This is a genomic window from Curvibacter cyanobacteriorum (assembly GCF_028649475.1).
Taxonomy (GTDB): Bacteria; Pseudomonadota; Gammaproteobacteria; order Burkholderiales; family Burkholderiaceae_C; genus Curvibacter; species Curvibacter cyanobacteriorum.
In genome coordinates this window covers 311,400-336,432 of record NZ_JAQSIP010000004.1, presented here as the reverse complement: position 1 = coordinate 336,432, position 25,033 = coordinate 311,400, and the positions used below count along the sequence as shown (strand labels likewise).

Genomic DNA, 25,033 nt, shown 5'->3' with positions numbered 1-25,033 from the left:
TTTCTTTCTTCCTACCAGCGAGTCGCCCCATGATGATCCGACCTCCCAAGCCCCACCCGTCGCCCGCCGTGCGGCTGGCGCCCTCCATCCTCTCGGCCGACTTCGCGCGCCTGGGCGAAGAGGTGCGCGCCATCGAAGCGGCGGGGGCCGACTTCGTGCACTTCGACGTGATGGACAACCACTACGTCCCCAACCTCACCATCGGCCCGCAAGTCTGCGAGGCCCTCCGCCCGCACGTGCAGATTCCCATCGACATGCACCTCATGGTGGAGCCGGTGGACGCGCTCGTGCCCCTGTTTGCCAAGGCCGGCGCCGACTGCATCACCTTTCACCCGGAGGCCTCGCGCCATGTGGACCGCACGCTGCAGCTGATCCGCGCGCATGGCTGCAAGGCCGGCATCGCGCTCAACCCCGCCACCCCGCTGGCCTGGATGGATCACCTCATGGACAAGCTGGACCTGGTGCTGCTCATGAGCGTGAACCCTGGCTTCGGCGGCCAAACCTTCATGGCGCACACCCTGCACAAGCTGCGCGAAGCGCGCCGCCGCATCGAAGCCCACACCGCCACCGGCGGCCAGCCAATCTGGCTGGAGGTGGACGGCGGCGTGAAGCTGGACAACATCGGCGCGATCGTTCAAGCCGGTGCCGACATCTGCGTGGCGGGCAGCGCGATCTTCAGCGCCGCCGACGCGGCCGGGGGTTACCACGGCGTCATCCGTGCCCTGCAGCAGGCCGCCGCCAGCCCCACCGATTTCCCATCCAGCAACGCCCCGCGGAGAACCACGCCATGCCACTGACCGGCCGCAAGACCCTGACCCAATACCTGATCGAGGAACGCCGTCGCTTCCCCGAAGCCAGCGGCGACTTCAACGCCCTCATCCTCGACGTGGCGATGGCCTGCAAGGCCATCGCGCGCGCAGTGGCCTTCGGCGCGCTGGGCGACGTGCTGGGCAACCACGCCGCCGCCGCGGGCGGCTCGGTCAACGTGCAGGGCGAGACACAGAAGAAGCTTGACGTGCTCAGCAACGACTACTTCCTGCGCATCACCGAGTGGGGCGGCCACCTGGCGGGCATGGCCTCCGAAGAGATGGAGGCGCCCTACCAGATCCCCAGCCCCTACCCGCGCGGCAAGTACCTGCTGGTGTTCGACCCCCTCGACGGCTCCAGCAACATCGACGTGAACGTGTCCGTGGGCAGCATCTTCTCGGTGCTGCGCTCACCGACCACCGACGACCGCGACGCCACCGAGGCCGACTTCCTGCAACCCGGCACGCAGCAGGTGGCGGCCGGTTACGCGCTGTACGGCCCGACGACCATGTTCGTGCTCAGCGTGGGCAACGGCGTGGCCGGCTTCACCCTCGACCCCAACCTCGGCGAGTTCATGCTCACCCACCCCGACCTCACCGTGCCGGCCGACACCGTGGAGTTCGCCATCAACGCGTCCAACAGCCGATTCTGGGAGGCCCCCGTCAAGCGCTACGTGGACGAATGCCTGGCCGGGCGCACCGGCCCGCGCGCCAAGGACTTCAACATGCGCTGGATCGCCAGCATGGTGGCCGAGGCGCACCGCATCCTCATGCGCGGTGGCGTGTTCCTGTACCCCAGGGACAGCAAGGACGCCGCCAAACCCGGCCGCCTGCGCCTGCTGTACGAGGCCAACCCCATCGGTTTCATCATGGAGCAGGCCGGCGGCCGCGCCAGCACCGGGCGCCTGCCCGTGCTGGGCGTGCAGCCCGAAGGCCTGCACCAGCGCATCGGCCTGGTGTTCGGCTCCAAGCACGAGGTCGAGCGCATCGAGCGCTACCACGCCGAGCCGCCGGCGCACAAGGACCTGGACAACCCCCTGTTCCACGAGCGCAGCCTGTTCCGCGTCTGAGCGCCGGCCGCCCCCTCCCCGATTCTTCAACTCCACGGGACACCACCATGTCTGAGCGCCACCCCATCATCGCCATCACCGGCTCGTCGGGCGCGGGAACCACCTCGGTCACCCGCACCTTCGAGAACATCTTCCGCCGCGAGGGCATCACCGCCGCCATCATCGAGGGCGACAGCTTCCACCGCCACGACCGCCAGGAAATGAAGCTGCGCCAGGCCGAGGCCGAGCGCGCAGGCAACGGCCATTTCAGCCACTTCGGCCCCGAGAACAACCTCTTCCCCGAACTGGAAGCCCTGTTCGCGAGCTACGGCCGCAGCGGCACAGGCCAGTCGCGCAAGTACCTGCACGACGCCGAAGAAGCCGCCCCCTGGAAGCAAGCGCCCGGCACCTTCACGCCCTGGCAGGAACTGCCCCAGGACACCGACCTGTTGTTCTATGAGGGCCTGCACGGCGCGGTGGTCACGCCCGAGGTCAACATCGCCCAGCACCCGGACCTGCTGATCGGCGTGGTGCCGGTGATCAACCTGGAATGGATCCAGAAGCTCTGGCGCGACAAGTCCAAGCGCGGCTACAGCACCGAGGCCGTGACCGACACCATCCTGCGCCGCATGCCCGACTACGTGAACTACATCTGCCCGCAGTTCGCCCACACGCATGTGAACTTCCAGCGTGTGCCCTGCGTCGACACCTCCAACCCCTTCATTGCGCGCGAGATCCCCGCGCCCGACGAGAGCTTCGTGGTGATCCGCTTCGCCAAGCCCAAGGGCATCGACTTCCAGTACCTGCTGAGCATGGTCCACGACTCCTTCATGTCGCGCGCCAACACCATCGTGGTGCCCGGCGGCAAGATGGAACTGGCGATGCAACTCATCTTCACGCCCTTCATCTGGCGGATGATGGAGCGCAAGCAAAGGGTGATGGCATGAGCACGAACCAACGCCCCGACCCTGACCTCGCACGCCGCATGGCCAACGCGATCCGCCTGCTCGCGGTGGACGCGGTGGAGGCCGCACAGTCCGGCCACCCCGGCGCCCCCATGGGCATGGCCGACATCGCCGAGGTCCTGTGGAACCGCCACCTGCGGCACAACCCCGCCAACCCGCACTGGTTCGACCGCGACCGCTTCGTGCTCTCCAACGGCCACGGCTCCATGCTGCTCTACGCGCTGCTGCACCTCACCGGCTATGCGCTGTCGATCGACGACCTGCGCCAGTTCCGCCGCCTGCACAGCAAGACCGCCGGCCACCCCGAAGTGGGCGTGACACCCGGCGTGGAGACCACCACCGGCCCGCTCGGCCAAGGCCTGGCCAACGCCGTGGGCATGGCCCTGGCCGAGAAGCTGCTCGCCACCGAATACAACCGACCGGGCCACACCATCGTGGACCACCACACCCATGTGTTCCTGGGCGACGGTTGCCTGATGGAAGGCATCAGCCACGAAGCCTGCTCGCTGGCGGGCACACTGCGCCTGTCCAAACTGGTCGCGCTGTACGACGACAACGGCATCTCCATCGACGGCCATGTGCAGGGCTGGTTCACCGACGACACGCCACGCCGCTTTGCCGCCTACGGCTGGCAGGTGGTCACGGTCGACGGCCACGACCCGAGCACGATCGACGCGGCGCTGCGGCGCGCGCGCAGCGCCAGCGCGCAGGCCGAGGGCAAGCCCACGTTGATCTGCTGCAAGACCCTCATCGGCAAAGGCGCTCCCCACAAGCAGGGCAGCCACGAGGTGCACGGCGCCGCGCTTGGCGCGGCCGAGGTGCAGGCCACACGCGAGGCACTGGGCTGGCATGCCGCGCCCTTCGAGGTCCCGGCCGACCTCGCCGCGGCCTGGAACGCGACCGAGCGCGGCCAGGCGCTCGAAGCCGACTGGCAGGCGCGCTTCGCGGCCTACCGCGAGGCCTACCCGGCCGAAGCCGCCGAGTTCCACCGCCGCATGCTGGGCGAACTGCCCGATGGTTTCGCCGCCGACCTGCCCGCCATGGTGGCAGCCCTGGGCCAGCGCACCGACGCGGTGGCCACGCGCAAGGCCAGCCAGCTCGCACTCGACGCCATGGCGCCCCGGCTGCCCGAGATCTTTGGCGGCAGCGCCGACCTGACCAGCTCCAACCTCACCAATTTCAAGGGCTGCGTCACCGCGGGCCCCGACAAGGCGGGGCGTTTCACCGCGGGCAACCACCTGAGCTACGGCGTGCGCGAGTTCGGCATGGCCGCCATCATGAACGGCCTGGCGCTGCACGGCGGCTTCATTCCCTATGGCGGCACCTTCCTCGCCTTCAGCGACTACAGCCGCAACGCGGTGCGCATGGCCGCACTGATGAAGCTGCAGGTGATCCACGTCTTCACGCACGACAGCATCGGCCTGGGTGAAGACGGCCCCACCCACCAGCCCGTGGAGCACGTGCCCAGCCTGCGCCTGATCCCGGGGCTGGACGTGTGGCGGCCCGGCGATGCGCTCGAAACCGCCGTGGCCTGGGCCCATGCGCTGCAGCGCAGAGACGGCCCCACCGCGCTGGCGCTCTCGCGCCAGAACCTGCCGCCGCTGGGCGACGAGACGCGCGCGGCCGCCGTGCAGCGCGGCGGCTACGTGCTCTCGGACAGCGTCGACGCACGGGCCGTCATCGTCGCCACCGGCTCCGAAACCATGCTGGCCCTGCAGGCACAGACCGCGCTGGCGGCCGAAGGCATCGCGGTGCGCGTGGTCTCCATGCCCTGCACCGGTGTGTTCGACCGCCAGGATGCCGCCTGGCAAGACCAGGTGCTGCCGCCCGCCCTGCCCGCCGTGGCGGTGGAGGCCGCCCACCCCGACTTCTGGCGCAAGTACGTGGGCCGCAGCGGCCGCGTGGTCGGCATGAGCAGCTTTGGCGAATCGGCCCCCGCCAAAGACCTGTACGCCCATTTCGGCATCACCGCCGCGCGCGTGGCCGACGAGGTGCGTGCCCTGCTGCAGCGCCCGCGGCAAGGCTGCGGCGTGGCCGCGGAGGCCACAGCATGAGCGCGACGCCAAGCGCTGGCCTTCGCCCCGCCAGCGCCCACCGACCCCCGCCAGGCGAGGGCCGCTCAAGAGACGCCATGGACCTGGTCATGTTCGATCTCGACGGCACGCTGGTCGCCACGGCAGGCGAGATCAGCGACGCCGTCAACGACACGCTGGCGCGCTTCCACCTGCCCGCCGTGCCGCAGGCGCAGGTGGAGCGCTGGATCGGCCACGGCACGCGCGAGCTGCTGCTCCAGGCCCTGGCCTCGGCCGGCCAGACCCGGGTGGAGGTGGTGCGCGCCAGCAGCACGCTGGCGCTGATCGCCGCCGAGTTCGACCGCCACTACCAGCGCCGCAGCGGCACGCTCAGCCAGCTCTACCCCCAGGTGCGCGAAACCCTCACGGCCCTGCGCGAGCGCGGCGTCAAGCTCGCGGTCGTCACCAACAAGGAAAGCCGCTACACCGCCACCGTGCTCGACGCGCACGGGCTCACCCCGCTGTTTGACTGCGTCGTCAGCGGCGACACCCTGCCGACCAAGAAGCCCGATCCCGCGGGCATCCGCAGCTGCCTGGCCCGGTTCCAGGTGCCGCCCGAGCGGGCACTGTTTGTGGGCGATTCGTCCATCGACGTGGCCACCGCGCGCAACGCCGGTGTGCGTGTCTGGGCCTTGCCCTGTGGCTACAACCTGGGCGAGCCCATCACCGCCTGCGCGCCCGATCGCGTGATCAACGACCTCTCGGCACTGCGATGACCCACCGCCTTGGCCGCGCAGCGGCGCCCTTCCCCTCGCCCGCGACCTGCGGGCAACCCATCCCGAGGTCCGGCCAAGCCGGTGCCTCGGTGTCCCTGGACGGCTTCTCCCTGTTTGAACCTAAGCACCCATGAACGCTCCTTCCTCACCCCTCAAGATCGGCATCAACGGCTTCGGCCGCATTGGCCGCAACGTGCTGCGCAGCGCCCTCCTGAACTTCCAGGACATCGACGTGGTGGCGATCAACGACCTGCTCGAACCCGACTACCTGGCCTACCTGCTGCGGCACGACAGCGTGCACGGCCGCTTCCTGGGCGAGGTCCAGCTCGAAGGCAACACCCTGATCGTCAACGGCCGGCGGATCCGCCTGACGCAGGAGCGCGACCCCGCCCTCCTCCAGTGGCACGACGTCGGCGCCGAGGTGGTGATCGAGTCCACGGGCCTGTTCCTGGACCGGGTCACGGCGCAGAAGCACCTGGCGGCCGGAGCGAAGAAAGTCATCCTCTCGGCCCCCAGCAAGGACGACACCCCGATGTTCGTCTTCGGCGTGAACCACCAGACCTACCAGGGCGAGGCCATCATCTCCAACGCCTCATGCACCACCAACTGCCTGGCGCCGCTGGCCAAGGTGCTCCATGACAAATGGGGCATCCAGCGCGGCCTGATGACGACGGTGCACGCGGCCACGGCCACGCAGAAAACAGTGGACGGCCCTTCCAACAAGGACTGGCGTGGCGGCCGGGGCATTCTGGAGAACATCATCCCCAGCAGCACCGGCGCGGCCAAGGCCGTGGGGGTGGTGATTCCCGAGCTCAACAAGAAGCTCACCGGCATGAGCTTTCGGGTGCCCACCAGCGACGTGTCGGTGGTGGACCTGACGGTGGAGCTGAGCCAGGAAGCGAGCTACGAGGAGATCTGCGCTGAAATGAAGGCGCAGAGCGAGGGCGCCTTGAAGGGCGTGCTGGGCTACACGACGGACAAGGTGGTGGCCACGGACTTCCGGGGCGACACCCGCACCTCGATCTTCGACGCGGACGCGGGCCTCGCGCTGGACAAGACCTTCGTCAAGGTGGTGGGCTGGTACGACAACGAATGGGGCTATTCCAACAAATGCCTCGAGATGGCTCGCGTCGTGGGGGGACTGGCATGAGCGCGCTGCGCTTCAGCGACGTGTGCGCGAGTGGCTTCGCGCGTGGCAAACGCGTCTTCATCCGCGCCGACCTGAACGTGCCGTTTGACGACGCGGGCCGCATCACCGAGGACACGCGCATCCGTGCCAGCCTGCCCGCCCTCCGGATGGCGCTGGACGCCGGTGCGGCGGTGATGGTCACCAGCCACCTGGGCCGCCCCACCGAAGGCGCCTTCAAGCCCGAGGACTCGCTGGCCCCCGTGGCCGCCCGCCTGGGCGAGCTGCTGGGCCGCCCGGTGCGCCTGGTGAGCCAGTGGGTCGACGGCGACTTCTCGGTCGCTCCCGGCGAGGTCGTGCTGCTGGAGAACTGCCGCCTCAACGTGGGGGAGAAGAACAACAGCCCCGAACTGGCGCGGAAGCTGGGCGCCCTGTGCGACATCTTTGTGCACGACGCCTTCGGCACCGCGCACCGCGCCGAAGGCACCACCTACGGCATGGCCGAGACCGCGCCGCTGGCCTGCGCCGGCCCGCTGCTGGCCGCCGAGATGGACGCCCTCGCCCAAGCCCTGCACGCACCAGCCCGGCCGCTGGTGGCCATCGTGGCGGGCAGCAAGGTCAGCACCAAGCTGCCCCTGCTCAAGAACCTGGCCCACAACGTGGACCAACTCATCGTCGGTGGCGGCATCGCCAACACCTTCATGCTCGCGGCGGGCCTGAAGGTCGGCAAAAGCCTGGCCGAGGCCGACCTGGTGAACGAAGCCCGGGCGGTGATCGACGCCATGAAGGCGCGCGGCGCGGAGGTGCCGATTCCCACCGACGTCGTCACCGCCAAGGCCTTTGCACCGGACGCACCCGCCACGGTGAAGCTGGCCACGGACGTGGCGGACGACGACCTGATCCTCGACATCGGCCCCGAGACAGCCCAAAAGCTGGCCGCGCAGCTGAGGCAGGCCGGCACCATCGTGTGGAACGGCCCGGTGGGGGTGTTCGAGTTCGCCGCCTTCGAGGGGGGCACCCAAGCCATCGCGCAGGCCATCGCCAACAGCAGCGCCTTCAGCATCGCCGGCGGCGGCGACACGCTGGCGGCCATCGCCAAGTACGGCATCGAGAAGGACGTGGGCTACATCTCCACCGGCGGCGGCGCCTTCCTCGAGGTGCTCGAAGGCAAGACCTTGCCGGCCTTCGAGGTGCTGACGCGCCGCGCCGCCTGAACCTTTCAACCCTTTTCACTTCACCCAGGAGCTTTCCATGGCGCTCGTTTCCCTCCGACAGGTGCTCGATCACGCGGCCGAACATGGCTACGGCGTGCCCGCCTTCAACGTCAACAACCTCGAACAGATCCTGGCCATCATGGAGGCCGCGCAGGCGACCGACAGCCCGGTCATCCTGCAGGCCTCGGCCGGGGCACGCAAGTACGCAGGCGAGGCCTACCTGCGCCACATGGTGCTGGCGGCGGTGGAAGCCCACCCCGACCTGCCCGTGGTGCTGCACCAGGACCACGGTGCCACACCCGCCGTATGCATGCAGTCCATCCGCTCGGGCTTCACCAGCGTGATGATGGACGGCTCGCTGCGCGAGGACGGCAAGACCCCCGCCAGCTACGACTACAACCTCGCGGTGACGCGCCGCGTCTGCGAGCTCGCGCACGCGGTGGGCGTCTCGGTGGAAGGTGAACTCGGTTGCCTGGGGTCGCTGGAGACCGGTGAGGCCGGCGAGGAAGACGGCGTGGGCGCGGCGGGCAAGCTCACGCACGACATGATGCTCACCGACCCCGAGCAGGCCGAGGACTTCGTGCGCCGCACCGGCGTGGACGCGCTGGCCATTGCCATTGGCACCAGCCACGGCGCCTACAAGTTCACGCGCCAGCCCACCGGCGACATCCTGGCCATCGACCGCATCGCCGCAATCCACGCCCGCGTGCCCAACACCCACCTGGTGATGCACGGCAGCTCCAGCGTGCCGCAGGAGTGGCTGGCCATCATCCGCGCGCACGGTGGCGACATCAAGGAAACCTACGGCGTGCCGGTGGAGGAGATCCGGCGCGGCATCCAGAACGGCGTGCGCAAGGTCAACATCGACACCGACATCCGCCTGGCCATGACCGGCGCCATGCGCCAGACCTTCGCGAAGGAGCGCAGCGAGTTCGACCCGCGCAAGGCGCTGCTGGCCGCGAAGCAGGCCGCCCGCGGCGTGTGCCGCGAGCGCTTCGAGGCTTTTGGCAGCGCTGGGCAAGCCAGCAAGATGAAGCCGGTGCCGCTGGACGCGATGGCCGAGGCCTACGCCACGGCCTGGGCCTGAGGGAGCTCCAGCACAAACTCGGCGCCGCCCTCGGCGGCGTTGCGCGCGCTCAGCCGCCCGCCATGCTGCTCGACAATGCCGTAGCTGATCGACAACCCCAGGCCGGTGCCCTGCCCCACCGGCTTGGTGGTGAAGAAGGGGTCGAAGATGCGCAGCAGGTGCTCGGGCGGGATGCCCGGGCCGTTGTCGCGCAGTGTCACGCGCACGGTGCCGGCGGCGCGCTCCAGCGTCACCACGATGCGCGGCGCCTGGCACCGGCCCACGGCGTCAAAACCGTTCTGCAACAGGTTCATCATCACCTGCTGCAGCTGGTCCGCGCTGCCCATCACGGTGCAGGCTTCGCCGGCCTGCCACTGCACCGCCACCAGGGCTGAGCGGCCCTTCTGCACCCAGTGGATCGCGCGATCGATCACCTCCACCAGGTTCACCGGCTTGCGCTCCTCCGAGTCCATGGCCGAGAAGCGCTTGAGCCCGTTCACGATGTCGGCCGTGCGCTGAGCGCCCTCGAGCGTGCCCTCGATCAGCGACGGCAGGTCGGCCAGCAGGTGCTCGATGCGCAGCTTGCGCCGCATCTCGGTCAGCACCGGCTCGGGCTCGTGCGCATGCACCGCGGCCAGGTAGGTGCGCAGCCGCTCGCTGTACTTGCTCAGCGCGTGCACATTGCCCAGCACGAAGCTGATCGGGTTGTTGAGTTCGTGCGCCACGCCCGCCACCAGCAGGCCCAGCGAGGCCATCTTCTCCGAGTGCAGCAGCAACTGCTGCGTGCGCTTCAAGGCCTCGTGCGCGGCGCGCATCTCGTGGTAGGCGCGCTTGAGTTCGGCGGTGGGCCGGCCCACCCACACTGTGCCCAAGCGCCGGCCCTTGTCGCCAATGCGCGGCGTGCAGTTCGCGTCCACCGACATGGCCTGGCCCTGGTGGTCCAGCAGGTTGAGCTCGATCGCCTCGCCCGCGCGCGGCGCATCGGTCTTCTCCATGGCGGCGCGCGCCAGCGCCCGGCTGGGCTCGTCGGCCAGCAAGGCATACAGCGGCGTGCCGCGGAGCTGTTCTTCGGTCCGGCCCGTCAGCTCGCACAGCGCCGCGTTGGCCTGCTCGATCACCCCGTTCGCGTCGCACACCACCAGCACATCCGACATCGAAGACAGCACGCTGAAGATGAACTGCTGCGACTGCTGCAGCTCGGTGTTCTTGTTCTCCAGCGCCACCTCGTCGTCGATCAGGCGCGTGTACACCTCGTCCATCTTCTGGATCACGTCCATCCAGGTCGACTCGTCCACCCCCTCCATCGGCAGCTTGGGCAGCGGGCTCTTGGGGCGCGTCTTGCTCATGGGGTCAATGCACGGTGCAAACCATGCAGGGGTCAAAAGAGCGCACGATGTGCTGCACGGCCACCGGCGTTTTCTCGCCCTCGCGCACGGGCGCGTCCACCAGGGCCTGTTCCAGCGCGCCGGGGGTGCCGGCCGCGTCGCGCGGGGAGAAGTTCCAGCTGGTGGGGGCGACGATCTGGTAGTTGGCGATGCGCCCGCGCCGCACCACGATCCAGTGGCCCAGGCTGCCCCGCGCCGCTTCCGACAGGCCCATGCCGCTGCCCTCGTCGGGCAGGTCGGTGGGCACACAGAACGGCTCGGTGGGCCGCAGCGCGCCCAGCCAGTCTTCCATCAGCGGCACCACGCGCGCGAGTTCGAGCAGGCGCGCCAGCACGCGGGTGTAGACGTTGCCACCGTGCCGCGCCACGGCGTCGCGCAGCAGCGGGTGAGCGGCCGCGAGCTGGCGCGCGATCGCGCCGGTCTCCACCACCTCGCCCGCCAGGCGCGGCGCCTTGTTCCAGGTGTAGCCCCGCGCCTTGTCGGGGTCGGGCTGGGTCTGGCCCTGCAGCGGGTGCAGCGGGCCGGGGCCGTCGGCCAGCCAGCTGTGCGTGGCGTCCTCGGTGATGGCCGCGGCGTCGAGCGCGTCCAGCCGCGCGGCGTCGGCGCGCCACACGCCACCGGGCAGCGCAAAGCCGCCCTCGGGCTGGGGGTAGGCGCTATAGCTCAGGTAGCGGCCCGGGCCGGGGCCGAGGGTCGACAGCCGCAGGTCGCGCACCAGCGTGAGGAAGAAGCGCAGGTCGCCGCCCAGCGGGTCCTGCGCGTGCCAGTGCCACAGCGCGTCTTCGGTGTCGATGGCGCCGATGGCCTCCAGGGGCGCGGCGAACAGTTGGCGCTCCAGAAAGGCGCGGAACTCGCGCACCCGCGCGAGCAGGCGTAGGCGCTCGGCCGCGTCGATCGGGCGCGCAGAGCCCCCCGGCTCGATGGACTGCGTGTGCGGCCACTTGCCCCCCAGCGTGCCCAGCAGCGTGAGCCAGCGCTGCCGCGCCGCGGTGGCCGCGCGCACCTGCTCGCCGTGGTTTGGCGCAAAGCGGCGCACCGACTCGGCGTGCCAGGCGTGGGCCGCGTACACCGGGCGCGCGAAGTCCGGCATGAAGAACAGGTAGAAGTGGGTGAGGTGGTCGGCCAGGTTCTCGGTGGCCAGAATCACATTGCTCGCGTGCTGGCCGTTGGCCGGCATGGCGATGCCCCCCAGTGCCGCCAGCGCGCGCGCCGCGGCCACCGACTGCGACACCGAGCAGATGCCGCAGATGCGCGGCACATAGACCAGCGCGTCCTGCGGCGCCTTGCCCTGCAGGATCTGCTCGAAGCCGCGGTACATGGTGGCGTTGACCCGGGCGGAGGCCACGCGGTCGCCCTGCACCTCGAGCTGGACTTCGAGATCGCCCTCGACGCGGTTGAACGGTCCAACGAGCAGGCGCGTCATTTCAGCCTGGTCTTTCGCACCGCCGGCGTCACCACCAGGTGGTCCGCCACCGCGTTGTATTTGACGCGCTTGGGCGTGGCGCTCTTGGAGAGCGAGGCCAGCGCGACGAACCAGGCCTTGGGCATGTCGGTGGGCAGGCCGATGGGGATGCCAGCGACCTTGGGCGTCTGGTGGAAGGGGTGGCCCGGCTCCTGGAAGCCAGGCTCGGTGCAGGCGATGCAGGCATAGCCCCCGCGCGTGCACGAGCCTTCGCCGTTCCACAGCCGCGTGTTGCAGTCGGCGTGCACCTGCGTGCCCTTGCAGCCCATGTGCTCCATCATGCAGCCCAGGTCCGAGGGTTTCTCGGCGCTGGCTTTGAACTCGTAGTACTCGTTGCGCGTGCAGCCGTGGTGCACCAGTTGGTCGGCGTAGAAGCGCGGGCGGTTCAGCGGGTCGAGGTCGCTGGCGGCGAAGTGGTCGGCGGCCAGCGCCATCAGGGTGTCGATCACCCAGCTGGGGTGGGTGGGGCAGCCCGCGATGTTGATCACCGGCAGGCCGCTGGCCGAGCGGAAGGTCGCGCCCAGCAGGCCACCGACCTCGTCGTCCTCGTACTGCAGGCCGCAGGCGTCGGTGGGGTTGTCGCCACCCGCCGTGATGCCGCCCCAGGCCGCGCAGCTGCCCACCGCCAGCACGTGCTTTGCACGCGCGCTCAGGCGGCGCACCCAGTCGATCATTGGCAGCTGGGTGCCGGCCAGCATGTGGAAGCGCCCGGTGCCGTTGGGCCCGCGCAGCAGCGAGCCTTCGACGCACAGCGCATCGAGCCGCGTGCGGCCGTCAAGCACCGCGTCCAGCAAGTCCAGCAGCTCGTCGCCGCTTTCCATCGACAGCGAGGGGTGCCAGAGCAGGTTCACGCCCGCATCGCGCAGGTGGCCCTGGAAGTCGGTGGTGTCCGCGCACAGCAGCGACATGCTGCAACCGCCGCAGCCGCCGGATTGCAACCAGAGCACGTTGAGCGTCATGTCACTTCTCCAATCCCAGCCGCTGCATCTTGCCGCGCAAGCCCACGCGGGACAAGCCCAACTCCTGCGCCACCCGGGTCTTGTTCCAACGGTGCCGCTGCAAGGTCTCGCGCAGCACCATGGCCTCGATGACATCGAGCCGCTCGGCCAGCGTGCCGCTGGTGGGCAGGGCGGCCCGCAAGTCCTCACCGCCCTTGCCGTGGCCCTGCAGCACGCGCGCCGACAACGCGGCGGCATCGAGCGCGCTGCCGTCCTGCAGCGCGAGGGCGCGCGCGATCTCGTTGCGCAGTTCGCGGATGTTGCCGGGCCAGGGATAGGCCAGCAGGCAGGCGAGCGTGGCGTCGGGCAGCGTGGCGCCGGGGTGGCCGAGCTCGTTGGCCACGTCCTGCAGCAGCTGGCGCGCAATGGGCGCGATGTCGGCCGCGCGTTCGCGCAGCGGCGGCACGGTGATGCTCACGCCCGCGAGGCGGTAGTACAGGTCCTCGCGGAACAGGCCTTCGCGCACGCGCTGCTCCAGGTCGCGGTGGGTGGCGGCGATCACACGCACGTCCACCGGCACCGGGCGGGTGCCGCCCACGGGCCGCACCTCGCCTTCCTGCAGCACGCGCAGCAGCCGCACCTGGAAGGCTGGCGAGGTTTCGCCGATCTCGTCGAGGAACACCGTGCCGCCGTGCGCGCGCTGGAACAGACCCTGGTGGTCTTCGTAGGCGCCGGTGAAGGCGCCGCGCTTGTGGCCGAACAGCTCGGACTCGAGCAGCGTGTCGGGAATGGCCGCGCAGTTCTCCACCACAAAGGGGCCGGTCAGGCGCGGCGATGCGTAGTGGATCGCGCGCGCCAGCAGCTCCTTGCCGGTGCCCGACTCACCCAGCACCAGCACCGAGAGGTCGTAGCGCGCCACACGCTGCGCCATGGCGCACACGCCGTCTAGCGGGCTGCCAGGCGCGCGCACGAGGCGCTCGAAGCCGAAGCTGGCGCGCGCCCGGTCGATCTGCGTGGCCGTGCGCTGGCGCAGCACGCCGGTGCTGGTGCGCAGCTCCAGATCGAGCCGGCTGGTCTGGCGCTGCAGGGCCTGCGCTTCGACCGCGTTGCGCACGGAGTCCAGCAAGTGGTCGGGCGCCCAGGGCTTGAGGATGTACTGGTAGATGCCGGCTTCGTTGATGCCGGCAATGATGTCTTCGCTGTCGGTGTAGCCCGAGATCACCATGCGCACCGCCTCGGGCCATCGCTCGCGCACCTCTTTCAGAAAGGCCACGCCGGTGGTGCCGGGCATGCGCTGGTCGCACAGGACCACGCTCACCGGCTGCCGCTCCAGCAGGCGCCGCGCCTCGTCGGCGTTGCTGGCGGTGAAGACCGTGAAGTCCTCGTCCAGCGTGCGGCGGATGGCGTCCTGCGAGCGCACCTCGTCGTCCACCACCAGCACGGTGGGCAATAGGTCCTGTTTCAGAGGCGGCGTCACGGGAGGGGCTGGGCTCGTGGGAAAAGGGTTGGGAAAGGCAGCAGGCCGATTGTAGGGAGCATGCCGCCGCTCGGTGTGCATTCAGCCACCACGCAACACTTCCACGCCACACACCGCCACGCACCGCCCCAAGTCGACCGCCTGGCAGGGTTCGAGCGCGGGGGCCGCAGCCGGTTCAGCAAATGCGCGGCAGTTGCTCACCACTGAGCCAGTCCACCACGCGCCGGCCACCGAAACGGGTGTCCATTTGCACAAAATGGTGCGGATCCGCGGTGACCTCGCCGATGCGCGCGGCGTCCGCCCCCAAGCGGTGGGCGCGCAGCGCGGCCAAGGCGGCGTCGGCCGCTTCGGGCGCTACGATGGCAATCAGCTTGCCCTCGTTGGCCACGTACAAGGGGTCCAGGCCCAGCAGTTCGCAGGCGGCATCGACCTGAGGCTTGACCGGGATCGCCGCCTCCTGCAGCCGCATGCCCACGCCGGACTGGCGCGCGATCTCGTTGAGCGTGGTGGCCAGACCGCCGCGGGTCGGGTCGCGCAGCACCCGCACCGAGCCCGGCACCGCGGCCATCAGATCGGCCACCACCGTGTGCAGCGCAGCGGTGTCGCTTTGGATGGTGGTCTCAAAGGCCAGGGACTCCCGCTGGGAGAGTACGGCCACCCCATGGTCGCCGATGGTGCCGGACAGCAGGATCACGTCGCCCGGGCGGGCATGGCGACCGCTGACCGACACCCCCGGCGGCCGCCAACCCACCCCCGTGGTGCTGATGAACACGCCATCGCCCTTGCCTCGCTCCACCACCTTGGTGTCCCCCGTGACCACGGGGACGCCCGCCTCGCGGGCCGCCGCCCCCATGCTGTCGACGATGCGCTGCAGGTCCGCCAGCGGGTAACCTTCTTCGATGATGAAGCTGGCGCTCAGGTACAGCGGCTGGGCGCCCATCATGGCCACGTCATTGACGGTTCCGTGCACCGCGAGGCAACCGAGGTCGCCGCCCGGAAAGAAGATGGGCGAGATCACGTGACCATCGGTGGCCATCACCAACTGACCTGGGCTGGCCGCCTGAGGGGGGAGCGGCAGCGCCGCGCCATCGTCGCCCTGGCGCAGGTAGGCGTTGTCCAGCGCCGGCAGGAACAGCTCCTCGATCAGTTGGGCCGCGGCCTTGCCACCGGCACCGTGGCCCATGTCGATGCGGCCGTGCCTGATGTCCAACGGACGGGTGTAGGTTTTCTTCACAGGGGAGGCCTTCTCGGGCGGAGTGGCGTGCTCGGCGCTCATGCTTGACGCGCTCCGGTCGCGGCCGCCGGCACCGTGTCGCGGAAGCGGCCATAGGTGTAGTGCGCGGCACAGGCGCCTTCGCTGGAGACCATGCAGGAGCCGACCGGGTTCTCGGGCGTGCAGACCGTGCCAAAGATCTTGCAGTCACGCGCCGCCTTCACCCCGCGCAGGATGGCTCCGCACTCGCAGGCCTTGTTGTCGGGCACGCTGCGGTAGTTCAGGCCGAATCGGTGTTCGGCATCGAAAGCCCGATAGGGATGGCGCACCTGCAGCGCCGACAGCGGCATCGTGCCCAAGCCGCGCCACTCGAACGCCTCGCGCAGTTCGAACACATCGTCCATCACCGCCTGCGCATTCAAGTTGCCCTGTGGCGTGACGGCGCGGGTGAATTCGTTCTCCACCTCGGCACGGCCTTCGTTGACCTGACGCACCAGCATCAGGATGGCCTGCAGCACGTCCAGGGGCTCGAAGCCGGCGATGACCACGGGCTTGCGGTAGTCCTGCGCGAACTTGGCGTACGGGTCGGAGCCGATGACGATCGACACATGCGCCGGGCCGACAAAGCCCTCGATCTCCGCCGTCTCATGGGCCTCGGCCCCGTCAAGGATGGCGCGGATCGCCGGTGGCGTCAGCACATGGCTGCACATCACGCTGAAGTTCGGCACGCCGTCGCGCGCGGCATCTCGGATCACCAGCGCCGTGGGCGGCGTGGTGGTCTCGAAGCCGATGGCGAAGAACACCACCTGCTTGTCCGGGTTGTCGCGCGCGATCTGCAGGGCGTCGCTGGCCGAATAGACCATGCGGATGTCGCCGCCGCGCGCCTTGGCCTTGGTCAAGGAAAGACCGCCGGAGGCGGGCACGCGCAGGGTGTCGCCGTAGGTGCAGAGGATCACGTCGTGTTGCAGTGCGAGCTCGATCGCCAGGTCGATCCGGCCGATCGGCAGCACGCAAACCGGGCAGCCAGGGCCATGGATCATGCGCACGTTGGGCGGCAGCAGCTCCAGCACGCCATAGCGGCTGATGGCATGGGTGTGGCCGCCGCAGAACTCCATGAACCGGTAGTGGTGATCGGGCTTGACCTCGTGCGCAATGCGCTCGGCGATGTGTTTGGCCAGCGCACCATCGCGGAATTCGTCGATGTATTTCATGCTGCTCCTCCTTCGGTCAAGGCCTGCATCTCGGCAAACATCGCGAGGGTCTTGCGGGCTTCTTCCGGATCGAGCAGACCGATGGCATGACCGACGTGCACGATCACGTAGTCGCCCACCTTGGCCTCGGGCACAAGCGCAATGGACACGGGCTTGCGGATACCGCCCAGTTCGACCAAGGCCTGGTCATGGGCGCGCATTTCGACCAACAGCGCGGGCAGGGCTAGGCACATAGAAAGGCCTCCTCAACAGGGTGATGGGCGGGTGGTGTTTGGCATTGCTGAGCGGTGACCCAGGCCTGACCCAAGGCCAAACCCGCGTCGCCGCAGCCGTGGGGGCCCGGCAGGTGCACCGACAGGCCGGCCAGCGAAAGCTGCCGCACCAGGCGCTCTCGCAGGATGCGGTTGAAAAAACAGCCGCCGCCCAGCACCACGGTGTGGGTGCGGTGACGGCGGGCTGCGTCGCTCAGCCAGGAGCCCAGCGCATCGGCCAGACCGAGGTGGAAGCCCGCAGCCGCCGCATCGGCCGCATGGGCATCGGCATCGGCGCTGGCGGCGCGGGCGGTGTCGAACAGGGGCATCAGGAGCGGCCGCAGGTCCAGCCGGCCCGCGTCGTCCACCACCGCGCCGGGCAGCGGTGGCAGAGCGGGGTGCCGGGCCAGAGCGCGGGCGGCGGCCTGCTCCAGCGCGATGGCGGCCTGGGCTTCGTCCTGCTGGCGCAGGCACAGGCCAAGCGCGGCGGCAGCCGCATCGAACCAGCGCCCGGTGCTGCTGGTGAGCGGGCAGTTCACTCGGCGGTCCAGCATCTGCCGCACACCGGCCGCCACGGGCTCGCCCACCGGCCCACCGAAGCGGGGCACGATCTGGTCGGCACGATCGGCCGCGTGCAGCGCACTCGCGGCCATGCGCCAGGGTTCGCGCGCGGCGCGGTCGCCCCCGGGCAGCGCCAGCGGCAGCAGGTGCCCGAGGCGCTGCCAGCGGGGCCCGTCGAGCCAGAGCAGCTCGCCCCCCCAAAGCCCGCCATCCGACCCCAGGCCGATGCCATCGAGCGCCAGGCCCACCACCGGCCCTTCGAGGCCATGTTCTGCGACCACGGCCCCCAGGTGCGCGTGGTGGTGCTGCACACCGACCGCGGGCACGCCAAGCTCGTGGGCGAGGGCGATGGCCAGCCGGGTGCTGAAGAAGTCCGGGTGAAGGTCGTGCGCGATGGCCTGCACGGGCCTGCCCTTGGCCGCAGCGCGGTGCAGCAAGGCCCGCACCGAGGCCTCCAGCGCCTCACAAGCCGCCGGATCGCTGAGGTCGCCATGCACCGGCGACCAGTGCGCGCGCCCCTCCAGCACGAGGCAGGCTGCGTTCTTGAGCCAGGCGCCCACGGCGAGGACTGAAGAAGTCATGCGTGGTACCGGTTCAAGCCGCAGGGCCCGCCGACAACGCCGCCCGCGCGTGCGCCAACTCAGCTTCGAGCTGGTGCACCCGCGCAAGCAAGGCCGCCTCGTCCGTGGCCGTCCCCTCGTGGGGGTGGTCGTGGCCCATCGCGTGGTCGAGCCAATGCAGCCAGGCATCCATGCCCTGACCCGTGGTGGCGGAGAGCTGGATGACTTCGATGCCCGGGTTCACGCGCCGCGCGAGTTCGATGCAGCGCGCCACGTCGAAGCAGACGTGCGGCAGCAGATCGACCTTGTTCAGGATCATGAGCCGGGCCGCGGCGAACATGTCGGGGTACTTCAGCGGCTTGTCCTCACCCTCGGTGACCGAGAGGATGGCCACCTTCGCGGCCTCGCCCAGGTCCCACACGGCGGGGCACACGAGGTTGCCGACGTTTTCGATGAACAGCAGGCTGTGGTCGCGGTGATGGCCCTGGTGCCCATGCCCATGCCCATGCCCATGCCCATGCCCATGCCCATGCCCATGCTCGTGGTCGTGGTCGTGGTCGTGGTGGCCATGCGCATGGCCGTGGTGGTGTTCCGGGTGGTGGGGGTGGGCGTGGTCCGCATGGGTGTGCAGCCGCGCGAAGGCCTCGGCCACCATGGGCGCGTCGAGGTGGCAGCCCTTGCCGGTGTTGACCTGGATCGCGGGTGCGCCGGTGGCGCGGATGCGGTCGGCGTCGAAGCTGGTCTGCTGGTCGCCTTCGATCACCGACACCGGCAGGCCGGGCGCGTGGGTCCTGAGCGCTTCGATGGTGGCGCACAGCAGCGTGGTCTTGCCCGAGCCCGGGCTGGAGACCAGGTTGAGCGCGGTCACGCCATGCGACGCGAAGTGCGCGCGGTTCTGTTGGGCCACGCGGTTGTTGGCGCCCAGGATGTCGGTCTCCAGCTTGATGGCCCGCGCCTGGCTCATGCCCGGCACCGAGACCCGCGCCGAACCCGCGCCGAAGTGCAGGTCGCCGTTGGCCGGGTTCACTTGAAGGGGGGCTTCCGTGGCCGGCGCCTGCGCGTGGGAAGGATGGGGGTGAGGGTGGGGGGCACCGCTGTCACTGCATCCGCATACGACACACATGGTCTGTCTCCTTTTGGCTGTCGTTTTCGTTCTGTTTGTCTTGGGGCCGCTCAATCATCGGCCACCTGCATGTCAAGCACGCGCAATTCCGTGCCGGTGGTCGGTTGGAGGTGAAAGCCGCCACAGGCCGGGCACGCGTCGCCGCGCTGCTGGATGGCCACGGTCTGCGAGCAGCCCAGGCACCAGGCCTGCCCCGCGGGTTCTTCAATCTCGATCTGCGCGCCTTGCAGCAAGGTACCCGGCGCCAGCGCTTCCAGCGCGAAGCGCAGCGCGCGGGCGTCCACGCCGGCCAATTGACCGGCCTCGAGCCGCAAAGCCAGCAAACGCGTGAACCCCTCGCGCACGGCCGTGTCTTCCACCAGCTGCAGGACGCCACCGGCCAGGCTCGCCTCATGCATGGCCCACCACCTGCCGTTGGGGTCGTGCGGCCGCGAGGCGCTCGACGGTGAAGGGCACACAGGGGTCGAAAGCGGCCACCAGCAGGTTCACGCGGCGGGCCATCTCGGCCTGGGGCAGGTCCGGGTCGATCTGCGCCAGACGCTGCGCCACCTCGCCTTCGGGATGGAAGTTCCAATCCGTGGGGGCCACCACGCGGCAGGCAAGCACGCGCTGCGAGAGTGGGTCCACCTCGATCTGGTGCACCAGCAGCCCGCGCGCCATCTCGACCCAGGCCAGCCCCCGGTGCGGGCCCGTCGAGATCGCCCCCCAGTGCAGCCAGGCCTCGCCGCCGTCGAGCGCGAGACGCAGCAGTTCGGCGATGCGGCTCCCCAGCAGCGCCCAGGGCGACAGCGGCAAGTCACCTGGCGGCGCGGCCAGGCGCGTCCAGCTTCCGGTGTGGGCGCAGGCGCCCTGCCACTGCGGGCGCAAGGTCAAGGTGGGCTCGCCTGCGAGCCTGTCGCCCAGCTGGCCCAGCCAGGCCGGCTCGGCGTGCGGACGCAGGGCATTCAACGGTGACAGCGGCGCGAAACCATCGCCACTGCGCTGCGCCACGGCCACCAGCGCGGCCACCCCCTGAGCCGCGTGGCGGCGACTCCAGGTGGACAACCAGTCGGGCCCATCCGACTGCCAGGCCGCGAGCCAATCGGCCGGCGGCATGTCCAGCAATTCGTGCTGCAGCCAGCCGCGCAGCGCCGGCCACGGATCGGGCACCGCCTGCGTGGGGGTCTGCGCAGGTGTCGGCGCCGGGTGCAGCGCGGCCAGCGCGCTGACGCCGCGGGCGCTCAACTGCGGCGCGCTGTCGACCAGCAGGCGGGGCCAGTCCAGGCCGATGCGGCGCACATGTTCCAGGGCCGTCTCGCGCCGCAAGCGTTCGCCCACCTCGGTCGGTGCGGCCTGCAAGTCGGGCACGGCGGCGGCCAGGGCCAGCTGGCTGCACGCGCGGTGGGCGTGGCTGCAGAGGTTGAACAAGCTGGCCATGAGTCCCGGCAGGCTCGCCAGCGGCACGCCTTGGCCCACGCGTGCCGCCCAGTCCTGGCGGGTGCTGGTCAGCCCCATGGGGGGCGGCGCGCCCGGCGTCAGGCGCAGCGCCCCTGCGATTGGCGACACGCCCTGCACGGCGGGGCTCATGGGGTCGCTCCGGGGTTGCGCCCGAGGAAAAAGGCACGCCGCGCAGGCATGGGCTCCGGCGCAGCCACCGGGGCGGGCCGCGTCAGCGCCAAGGCGGCCAGGGCCGTTTCACGCGCCAAGGCCTGGGTGGTGAAGTCGCCCATGGGCGAGAACAGCGCGCAGGTCTCGTGGTAACCGATGGCGGGGTCGTAGGCGCCGATGAAATCAAAGCACTCGCTGCCAAACTCGCGCACAAAGCTGCAGCCCACCCGCTCGCCGTGGGGCAGCGACGGCCCGGGCAGGCGCACCAGACTCATGAACCATGGCGTGATCAGCACGCCTTCGGCCGCCGGCTCGTCGTCGTCCGCACAGGCCCCCCACTCAAAACCCACGGCTTCCACCTGCAGCGCCTCGTTCAGCAAGGGAATGCCCTGCATGCGCTCGGTCTGCACCCAGCGGTAAAAGACTTCCAGCGCCTGGACGCGCCCCTCCAGCACCGGCCGGGGCATCGGCTTGGCCTGGCCGACGGCCAGGTGGTCCTGCAAGGGCTCAGCCGCGAAAGGGCGCAGCGGGTGAAGTGGGGTCATGGGAGGAGTAGAAATTGATCGGGCTCGCAGTCGCAGTTCGGGCAGCGCCAGTGGGCGGGCAGGTCCGCAAAAGGGGTGCCGGGCGGGACCTGCCACTGCGGATCACCCGTCGCGGGGTCGTACACCCACCAGCAGATCTTGCACTCCAGGCGCGATGCCGGCCGCAATGCGTCGCGGTTGCCCAGGTACGAGCCCTCGAAACCTTCGAAGTGTTCCATGGTCACGCGCTTTCGAGGTAGGCCATGACCTCCTGCAAGCGCTCAAGCGAGTCGCGCAGGTCTTCGGGTGCGGCCATCGCCACTTCGGGCATGTCGACCACCTCGACCGTGTTGAGGATCACTTTGTCCATGGAGTTGTAGTACACCACGCGCCAGCAGTTGGGCAGGCGCGTGTTGGAAATGCGGCAGTTGCCATAGCCGCGCGAGAGCATCAGCACACGACCGGTGCCGAGCTGGTGGTCCAGAAAGCCAATGTCGTCCGGCGACATCGGCAGCAGCGTGAGGTTGACCACATGCGGCAGGTGGCCCGGCTGCCAGTGCGACGCCCGGTCGCGGATCTCGTCGACCAGCATGGGCGCGTTCTGCACCTGGGGCGGCAGGGCGCCCTGCCACGACGGGTAGGCGGGCCACACGTCCTCTGCGGCGATGGCCGCGAACAGCGATGGCACCGGACCGACCTCGATGGCGTCGTCCACCAGCGTGTCGTGCTGGCCCGCTTCGCCGCGGCGCCAGGTCATCAGACGCCACACCCCGGCGAACACCGATTCCTGCACGCGCACCTCCAGTTGGCCGGCTGCCAGCTGCACGATGGCGCTGGCCTCGCCCTCGCCCAGCACCTGGTTGACGATGTGGAAGTCGCGCGGCGAGAGCGCCCCCAGCGAGACCATGCCAGGCGCCCCGCCCTCGGCACCACGCTTGAGCAGATCCAGCACCTGCTGCAGGGCATGGCGTGCCTGCTGCAGGCCCACGAGTTCTTCGGGCTCGGGCAGCAAGGGCGGGCGGTAGGTGTCCATGTCCTTGGGCATGGGCAGGTAGTCCAGCGACTCGTCTTCGGTGTGCGTACCGGCGCCCAGGGCCACGAGGGGGATGGGGAATTCTTTCATGGACTGGCCTTTGGAGTGTGCGGAGTGGGGGCCGGCGCTCAGTGGCAGGCGCTGTCGTCGCCGGTGGCGGGTTGGCTGCTGACCACCGGGATGCCGATGGTGGGGGGACGCGAAGGCGGCATGGCCAGCGCTGCGGCCACGCTGGCCAGGTACACATCCCAGTCCTGCATGCCGGCGATGGCGGTCACATAGTGGCCGCTGCGGAAAAACAACAGCGAGGGCCAGCGCTGTGATCCGTAGCGGCGCGCCACTGCGTCTTCGCTGTCCCGCGGCACCGCAGCCACCTCGAAGCGATCGGGGAACACCTTGAGGAGCTCGGGCAGCACGGCGGCCACGTCCTGGCCTTCGGGAAAGCGCACGGCATCGCCCGCCAGCAGCAGCACGCGGTCGCCGGGCAAGGCGGTCCAGTCGGCCACGCGGGTGTCGTCCACCAGGGCCGCGCCGAAATCTCGCACCAGGCGCATCACCAGCGGCGCGGCCGGATCGGTGCTGGGCGGGGTGACGGTCAGGGGCCGGAAGGGGGTGTCAGAAGCGGTCTCGGGGGTCATGGGGTCTCCGGGAAAATCACTGGCCAGCGAGCTGGCGGAGTTGGTCGGCGCTCATGCGCGAAGGCAGTTCGAAACCCGCATCGCCGGCGCCGCCCTCGCCGCGCATGGCGCCGAGGACGAGGTCCAGCGTGGCGTTGACTTCGCTGGCACGGGCGGCATCGATGCGCTCACGCGCATCGCCCAGGAACACCAGCAGCCAGTCGCCGGTGGCGACACCGTCCACCAGCGCGGTGTTGACGCGGCGGCGCTCGCCCCGCCCCTCGCACAGCGCATGGCCGGGCTCGAGGGCCGTGACCTGCATGGGAATGCCGATGCACATGTCAGGGCCCCTCGGCCGCCCGAAGGCTCTGAGGCAGGCCCTCGGGGGGCCGGGTTGCACGCAGCGTTGCGCAGGGGGGGTGTTGCATGTCAGTGCTGTCCGTGGGCTGATGGGGGGAAAAAGCGTTCATCGCCTTCACGGCACGCGGCCGCGGCTGAGGGGCGTTGCGTTTCGTAGGCGGCCAGCGCGAGCTCGTCCATGGTCACGGTCTCCCGGCCACTCAACGGCTCCGTGCGCCAGGTGGGCTGCCCGCCCCAGCTGGCGAGCTCGGCCACGCCGAGCACCAGCGCCTCGTCCATCGCGGCCTTCACCAGCGGGCGCAAGCTGCCGCCGTAGTCGTCCAGCTCCTGCGGCTGGCAGCCGATGAGCAAGACCCGCGACGGGTACTTGCCGGTGAACTGGGCCAGCGAGAGCACCTCCTGGAAACCGGTCTGGTGCAGGCTCATCTTCTTGGCGCCCATGAAACGCGGCACCTCGTCGTCACGCACCAGCTTCAGCGTGCCCGGTGCCAGGCCGTAGTCGATGGCGTCGAAGATCAGCAGTGCGTCGGCCTCCTGGACGTGGTGGATGAGGTACAGCCCTTGCGTGCCACCGTCCACCAGCGACACATGGGGCGCGAAGGTGTAGCGCTGCTGCAGCGCCTCCACGCAGCGAACGCCGAAACCCTCGTCGGCCCACAGCAGGTTGCCGATGCCAAGCACGCAGATGGTGGCGGGCGGAGGGTCCCCAGCGGGGTGGGCGGCGGCTTCAGGCGAGTGGGGGCTCATGGCTGTGCGCTCCAGAAAATCAAAAAGAGAAAGGGGGCGAGGCGGCGTGAGGGCGCTGGGCCACCCACTGGCCAGGTCGCCGGGACGACGAGCAACGATGAACAGGGGCAACGGTGCGACATGGGCGGAGGGGATCGATCGGACGAAATGCCTGGATGCAGGGATGCCGAGAAACCGGCCCCGCCCCGTCGCCAACACCACCCCAGGGGGTGGCACCGACGGCGGCGCGGGAAGGGGTCACTCCTTGAACGTGCGGTGCCCCGAAATCATCGTGCTGACAATGCTCTGGCGGCCCATGATGTCTTCACGGATCGCGGCGTAGATGTGCAGCATCACGAACACCACGATGCCCCACATACCCAGGTGGTGCCAGGTGTGCACGTCCTGGCTCTGGCCCAGGAGGGGAATCACCCAGCCGAACATCCGGTCTTGCCATGAGCCCATCTGGGCGCCTTCGCCGTACAGCGCAAAGCCGGTGACGATCATGAACACCGACAGCAGCAGGTACACGAAGAACATGGCAAAGCGCGCCAGCGGGTTGTGGCCCACGTACTGATTGGGCTTGGGGATCATGAACAGGTACCAGCGCAACATGCTGAAGGCCCCGGCCCAATAGGCCTTCTGGAACACCGGCACCCAGAACAGCTCTTTGGCGTGGTGGTTGCCAACCAGCGCCCAGTAAGTCCGCCCGACCAGGCCGACGGCCATGATGTAGCCCGCCGCAAAGTGCGCGAAGCGGATGTAACCCATGAGGTAGTTCGCACTGGCTTCGCCAGGCATGGTCGGCAGCGGCGAGCCGATGAAGTAGCCGGTGATGCACAGGATCGTGATGGCGAGCGCGTTGATCCAGTGCCAGAGGCGCACCGGCACCTCGTACACATAGACCGACTTGATGGTCTGGCCTCGCTGCAGTTCGAGGGCGTCTTGATCGACCGTGGCGTGCGCGGAAGGGGATGGGGCGGACATGGCG

At 69.7% G+C, this 25,033-nt stretch carries 26 protein-coding genes; 8 read left to right on the top strand and 18 right to left on the bottom strand.

Going from position 1 to position 25,033, the window contains the following annotated elements; translation table 11 throughout:
• The first annotated feature begins 29 nt into the window (after positions 1–29).
• The 8 genes from rpe (at position 30) to fba (ending at position 9,035) form a co-directional block, all read left to right on the top strand.
• A complete protein-coding gene (gene rpe, locus PSQ40_RS11095; RefSeq protein ID WP_273951516.1) occupies positions 30–797 on the top strand; it encodes a ribulose-phosphate 3-epimerase in 768 nt (255 codons plus the stop codon).
• A complete protein-coding gene (locus PSQ40_RS11090) occupies positions 788–1,876 on the top strand; it encodes a class 1 fructose-bisphosphatase (protein ID WP_273951515.1) in 1,089 nt (362 codons plus the stop codon). The genes rpe and PSQ40_RS11090 overlap by 10 nt, the downstream gene beginning before the upstream one ends.
• Positions 1,877–1,923: 47 nt before the next feature.
• Entirely contained in the window at positions 1,924–2,802 is an 879-nt protein-coding gene (locus PSQ40_RS11085) for a phosphoribulokinase (RefSeq protein ID WP_273951514.1), read from the top strand.
• Complete coding sequence (gene tkt, locus PSQ40_RS11080) at positions 2,799–4,874, top strand: transketolase (protein WP_273951513.1); 2,076 nt, start codon at positions 2,799–2,801, stop codon at positions 4,872–4,874. The genes PSQ40_RS11085 and tkt overlap by 4 nt, the downstream gene beginning before the upstream one ends.
• Before the next feature lie 77 nt (positions 4,875–4,951).
• The gene (gph, locus tag PSQ40_RS11075) at positions 4,952–5,608 is read left to right on the top strand and encodes a phosphoglycolate phosphatase (protein ID WP_273951511.1); all 657 of its coding nucleotides are present in this window, start codon (positions 4,952–4,954) and stop codon (positions 5,606–5,608) included.
• 130 nt (positions 5,609–5,738) lie between these two features.
• The gene (gene gap, locus PSQ40_RS11070; RefSeq protein WP_273951510.1) at positions 5,739–6,758 is read left to right on the top strand and encodes a type I glyceraldehyde-3-phosphate dehydrogenase; all 1,020 of its coding nucleotides are present in this window, start codon (positions 5,739–5,741) and stop codon (positions 6,756–6,758) included.
• Positions 6,755–7,948, top strand: a complete 1,194-nt coding sequence (locus PSQ40_RS11065; protein WP_273951508.1) for a phosphoglycerate kinase — start codon at positions 6,755–6,757, stop codon at positions 7,946–7,948. The genes gap and PSQ40_RS11065 overlap by 4 nt, the downstream gene beginning before the upstream one ends.
• Before the next feature lie 37 nt (positions 7,949–7,985).
• Positions 7,986–9,035 carry a class II fructose-bisphosphate aldolase gene (gene fba / locus PSQ40_RS11060; RefSeq protein WP_273951507.1) on the top strand — a complete coding sequence of 350 codons (1,050 nt, stop codon included), beginning with the start codon at positions 7,986–7,988 and terminating at the stop codon, positions 9,033–9,035.
• On the opposite strand, the gene PSQ40_RS11055 is transcribed toward fba, so the two are convergent.
• The 18 genes from PSQ40_RS11055 to cybH form a co-directional block, all read right to left on the bottom strand.
• Positions 9,014–10,360, bottom strand: coding sequence for a sensor histidine kinase (locus PSQ40_RS11055; RefSeq protein WP_273951506.1), 1,347 nt, complete (start codon positions 10,358–10,360; stop codon positions 9,014–9,016). The genes fba and PSQ40_RS11055 overlap by 22 nt on opposite strands.
• Positions 10,361–10,364: 4 nt before the next feature.
• Positions 10,365–11,822, bottom strand: a complete 1,458-nt coding sequence (locus PSQ40_RS11050) for a nickel-dependent hydrogenase large subunit (RefSeq protein WP_273951504.1) — start codon at positions 11,820–11,822, stop codon at positions 10,365–10,367.
• Positions 11,819–12,820, bottom strand: coding sequence for an NADH-quinone oxidoreductase subunit B family protein (locus PSQ40_RS11045; RefSeq protein WP_273951503.1), 1,002 nt, complete (start codon positions 12,818–12,820; stop codon positions 11,819–11,821). The genes PSQ40_RS11050 and PSQ40_RS11045 overlap by 4 nt, the downstream gene beginning before the upstream one ends.
• A 1-nt stretch (position 12,821) precedes the next feature.
• Complete coding sequence (locus PSQ40_RS11040; protein ID WP_273951741.1) at positions 12,822–14,240, bottom strand: sigma-54-dependent transcriptional regulator; 1,419 nt, start codon at positions 14,238–14,240, stop codon at positions 12,822–12,824.
• Between the two features lie 211 nt (positions 14,241–14,451).
• Complete coding sequence (gene hypE / locus PSQ40_RS11035; protein WP_273951502.1) at positions 14,452–15,552, bottom strand: hydrogenase expression/formation protein HypE; 1,101 nt, start codon at positions 15,550–15,552, stop codon at positions 14,452–14,454.
• The gene (gene hypD, locus PSQ40_RS11030; RefSeq protein ID WP_273951501.1) at positions 15,549–16,700 is read right to left on the bottom strand and encodes a hydrogenase formation protein HypD; all 1,152 of its coding nucleotides are present in this window, start codon (positions 16,698–16,700) and stop codon (positions 15,549–15,551) included. The genes hypE and hypD overlap by 4 nt, the downstream gene beginning before the upstream one ends.
• Positions 16,697–16,933 carry a HypC/HybG/HupF family hydrogenase formation chaperone gene (locus PSQ40_RS11025; protein ID WP_273951500.1) on the bottom strand — a complete coding sequence of 79 codons (237 nt, stop codon included), beginning with the start codon at positions 16,931–16,933 and terminating at the stop codon, positions 16,697–16,699. The genes hypD and PSQ40_RS11025 overlap by 4 nt, the downstream gene beginning before the upstream one ends.
• Positions 16,924–18,093 carry a Kae1-like domain-containing protein gene (locus PSQ40_RS11020; protein ID WP_273951499.1) on the bottom strand — a complete coding sequence of 390 codons (1,170 nt, stop codon included), beginning with the start codon at positions 18,091–18,093 and terminating at the stop codon, positions 16,924–16,926. The genes PSQ40_RS11025 and PSQ40_RS11020 overlap by 10 nt, the downstream gene beginning before the upstream one ends.
• Before the next feature lie 13 nt (positions 18,094–18,106).
• A complete protein-coding gene (gene hypB / locus PSQ40_RS11015) occupies positions 18,107–19,195 on the bottom strand; it encodes a hydrogenase nickel incorporation protein HypB (RefSeq protein ID WP_273951497.1) in 1,089 nt (362 codons plus the stop codon).
• Positions 19,196–19,245: 50 nt separating this feature from the next.
• The gene (locus tag PSQ40_RS11010) at positions 19,246–19,593 is read right to left on the bottom strand and encodes a hydrogenase maturation nickel metallochaperone HypA/HybF (RefSeq protein ID WP_273951496.1); all 348 of its coding nucleotides are present in this window, start codon (positions 19,591–19,593) and stop codon (positions 19,246–19,248) included.
• Positions 19,586–20,761, bottom strand: a complete 1,176-nt coding sequence (locus PSQ40_RS11005; protein ID WP_273951494.1) for a hypothetical protein — start codon at positions 20,759–20,761, stop codon at positions 19,586–19,588. Before PSQ40_RS11005 ends, PSQ40_RS11010 begins: the two co-directional genes overlap by 8 nt.
• Positions 20,758–21,327 carry a [NiFe]-hydrogenase assembly chaperone HybE gene (gene hybE / locus PSQ40_RS11000; protein ID WP_273951491.1) on the bottom strand — a complete coding sequence of 190 codons (570 nt, stop codon included), beginning with the start codon at positions 21,325–21,327 and terminating at the stop codon, positions 20,758–20,760. Before hybE ends, PSQ40_RS11005 begins: the two co-directional genes overlap by 4 nt.
• Entirely contained in the window at positions 21,324–21,545 is a 222-nt protein-coding gene (locus PSQ40_RS10995) for a rubredoxin (RefSeq protein WP_273951490.1), read from the bottom strand. The genes hybE and PSQ40_RS10995 overlap by 4 nt, the downstream gene beginning before the upstream one ends.
• A gap of 2 nt (positions 21,546–21,547) precedes the next feature.
• On the bottom strand, positions 21,548–22,429 hold the full coding sequence (locus PSQ40_RS10990; protein ID WP_273951488.1) for a hydrogenase expression/formation protein: 882 nt from the start codon (positions 22,427–22,429) through the stop codon (positions 21,548–21,550).
• Between the two features lie 38 nt (positions 22,430–22,467).
• On the bottom strand, positions 22,468–22,977 hold the full coding sequence (locus tag PSQ40_RS10985; protein ID WP_273951487.1) for a thioredoxin domain-containing protein: 510 nt from the start codon (positions 22,975–22,977) through the stop codon (positions 22,468–22,470).
• 16 nt (positions 22,978–22,993) lie between these two features.
• Positions 22,994–23,296 carry a HypC/HybG/HupF family hydrogenase formation chaperone gene (locus tag PSQ40_RS10980; RefSeq protein ID WP_273951486.1) on the bottom strand — a complete coding sequence of 101 codons (303 nt, stop codon included), beginning with the start codon at positions 23,294–23,296 and terminating at the stop codon, positions 22,994–22,996.
• 89 nt (positions 23,297–23,385) lie between these two features.
• Positions 23,386–24,063, bottom strand: coding sequence for a HyaD/HybD family hydrogenase maturation endopeptidase (locus tag PSQ40_RS10975; protein ID WP_273951484.1), 678 nt, complete (start codon positions 24,061–24,063; stop codon positions 23,386–23,388).
• A gap of 237 nt (positions 24,064–24,300) precedes the next feature.
• The gene (gene cybH, locus PSQ40_RS10970) at positions 24,301–25,029 is read right to left on the bottom strand and encodes a Ni/Fe-hydrogenase, b-type cytochrome subunit (protein WP_273951482.1); all 729 of its coding nucleotides are present in this window, start codon (positions 25,027–25,029) and stop codon (positions 24,301–24,303) included.
• Positions 25,030–25,033: the final 4 nt, after the last annotated feature.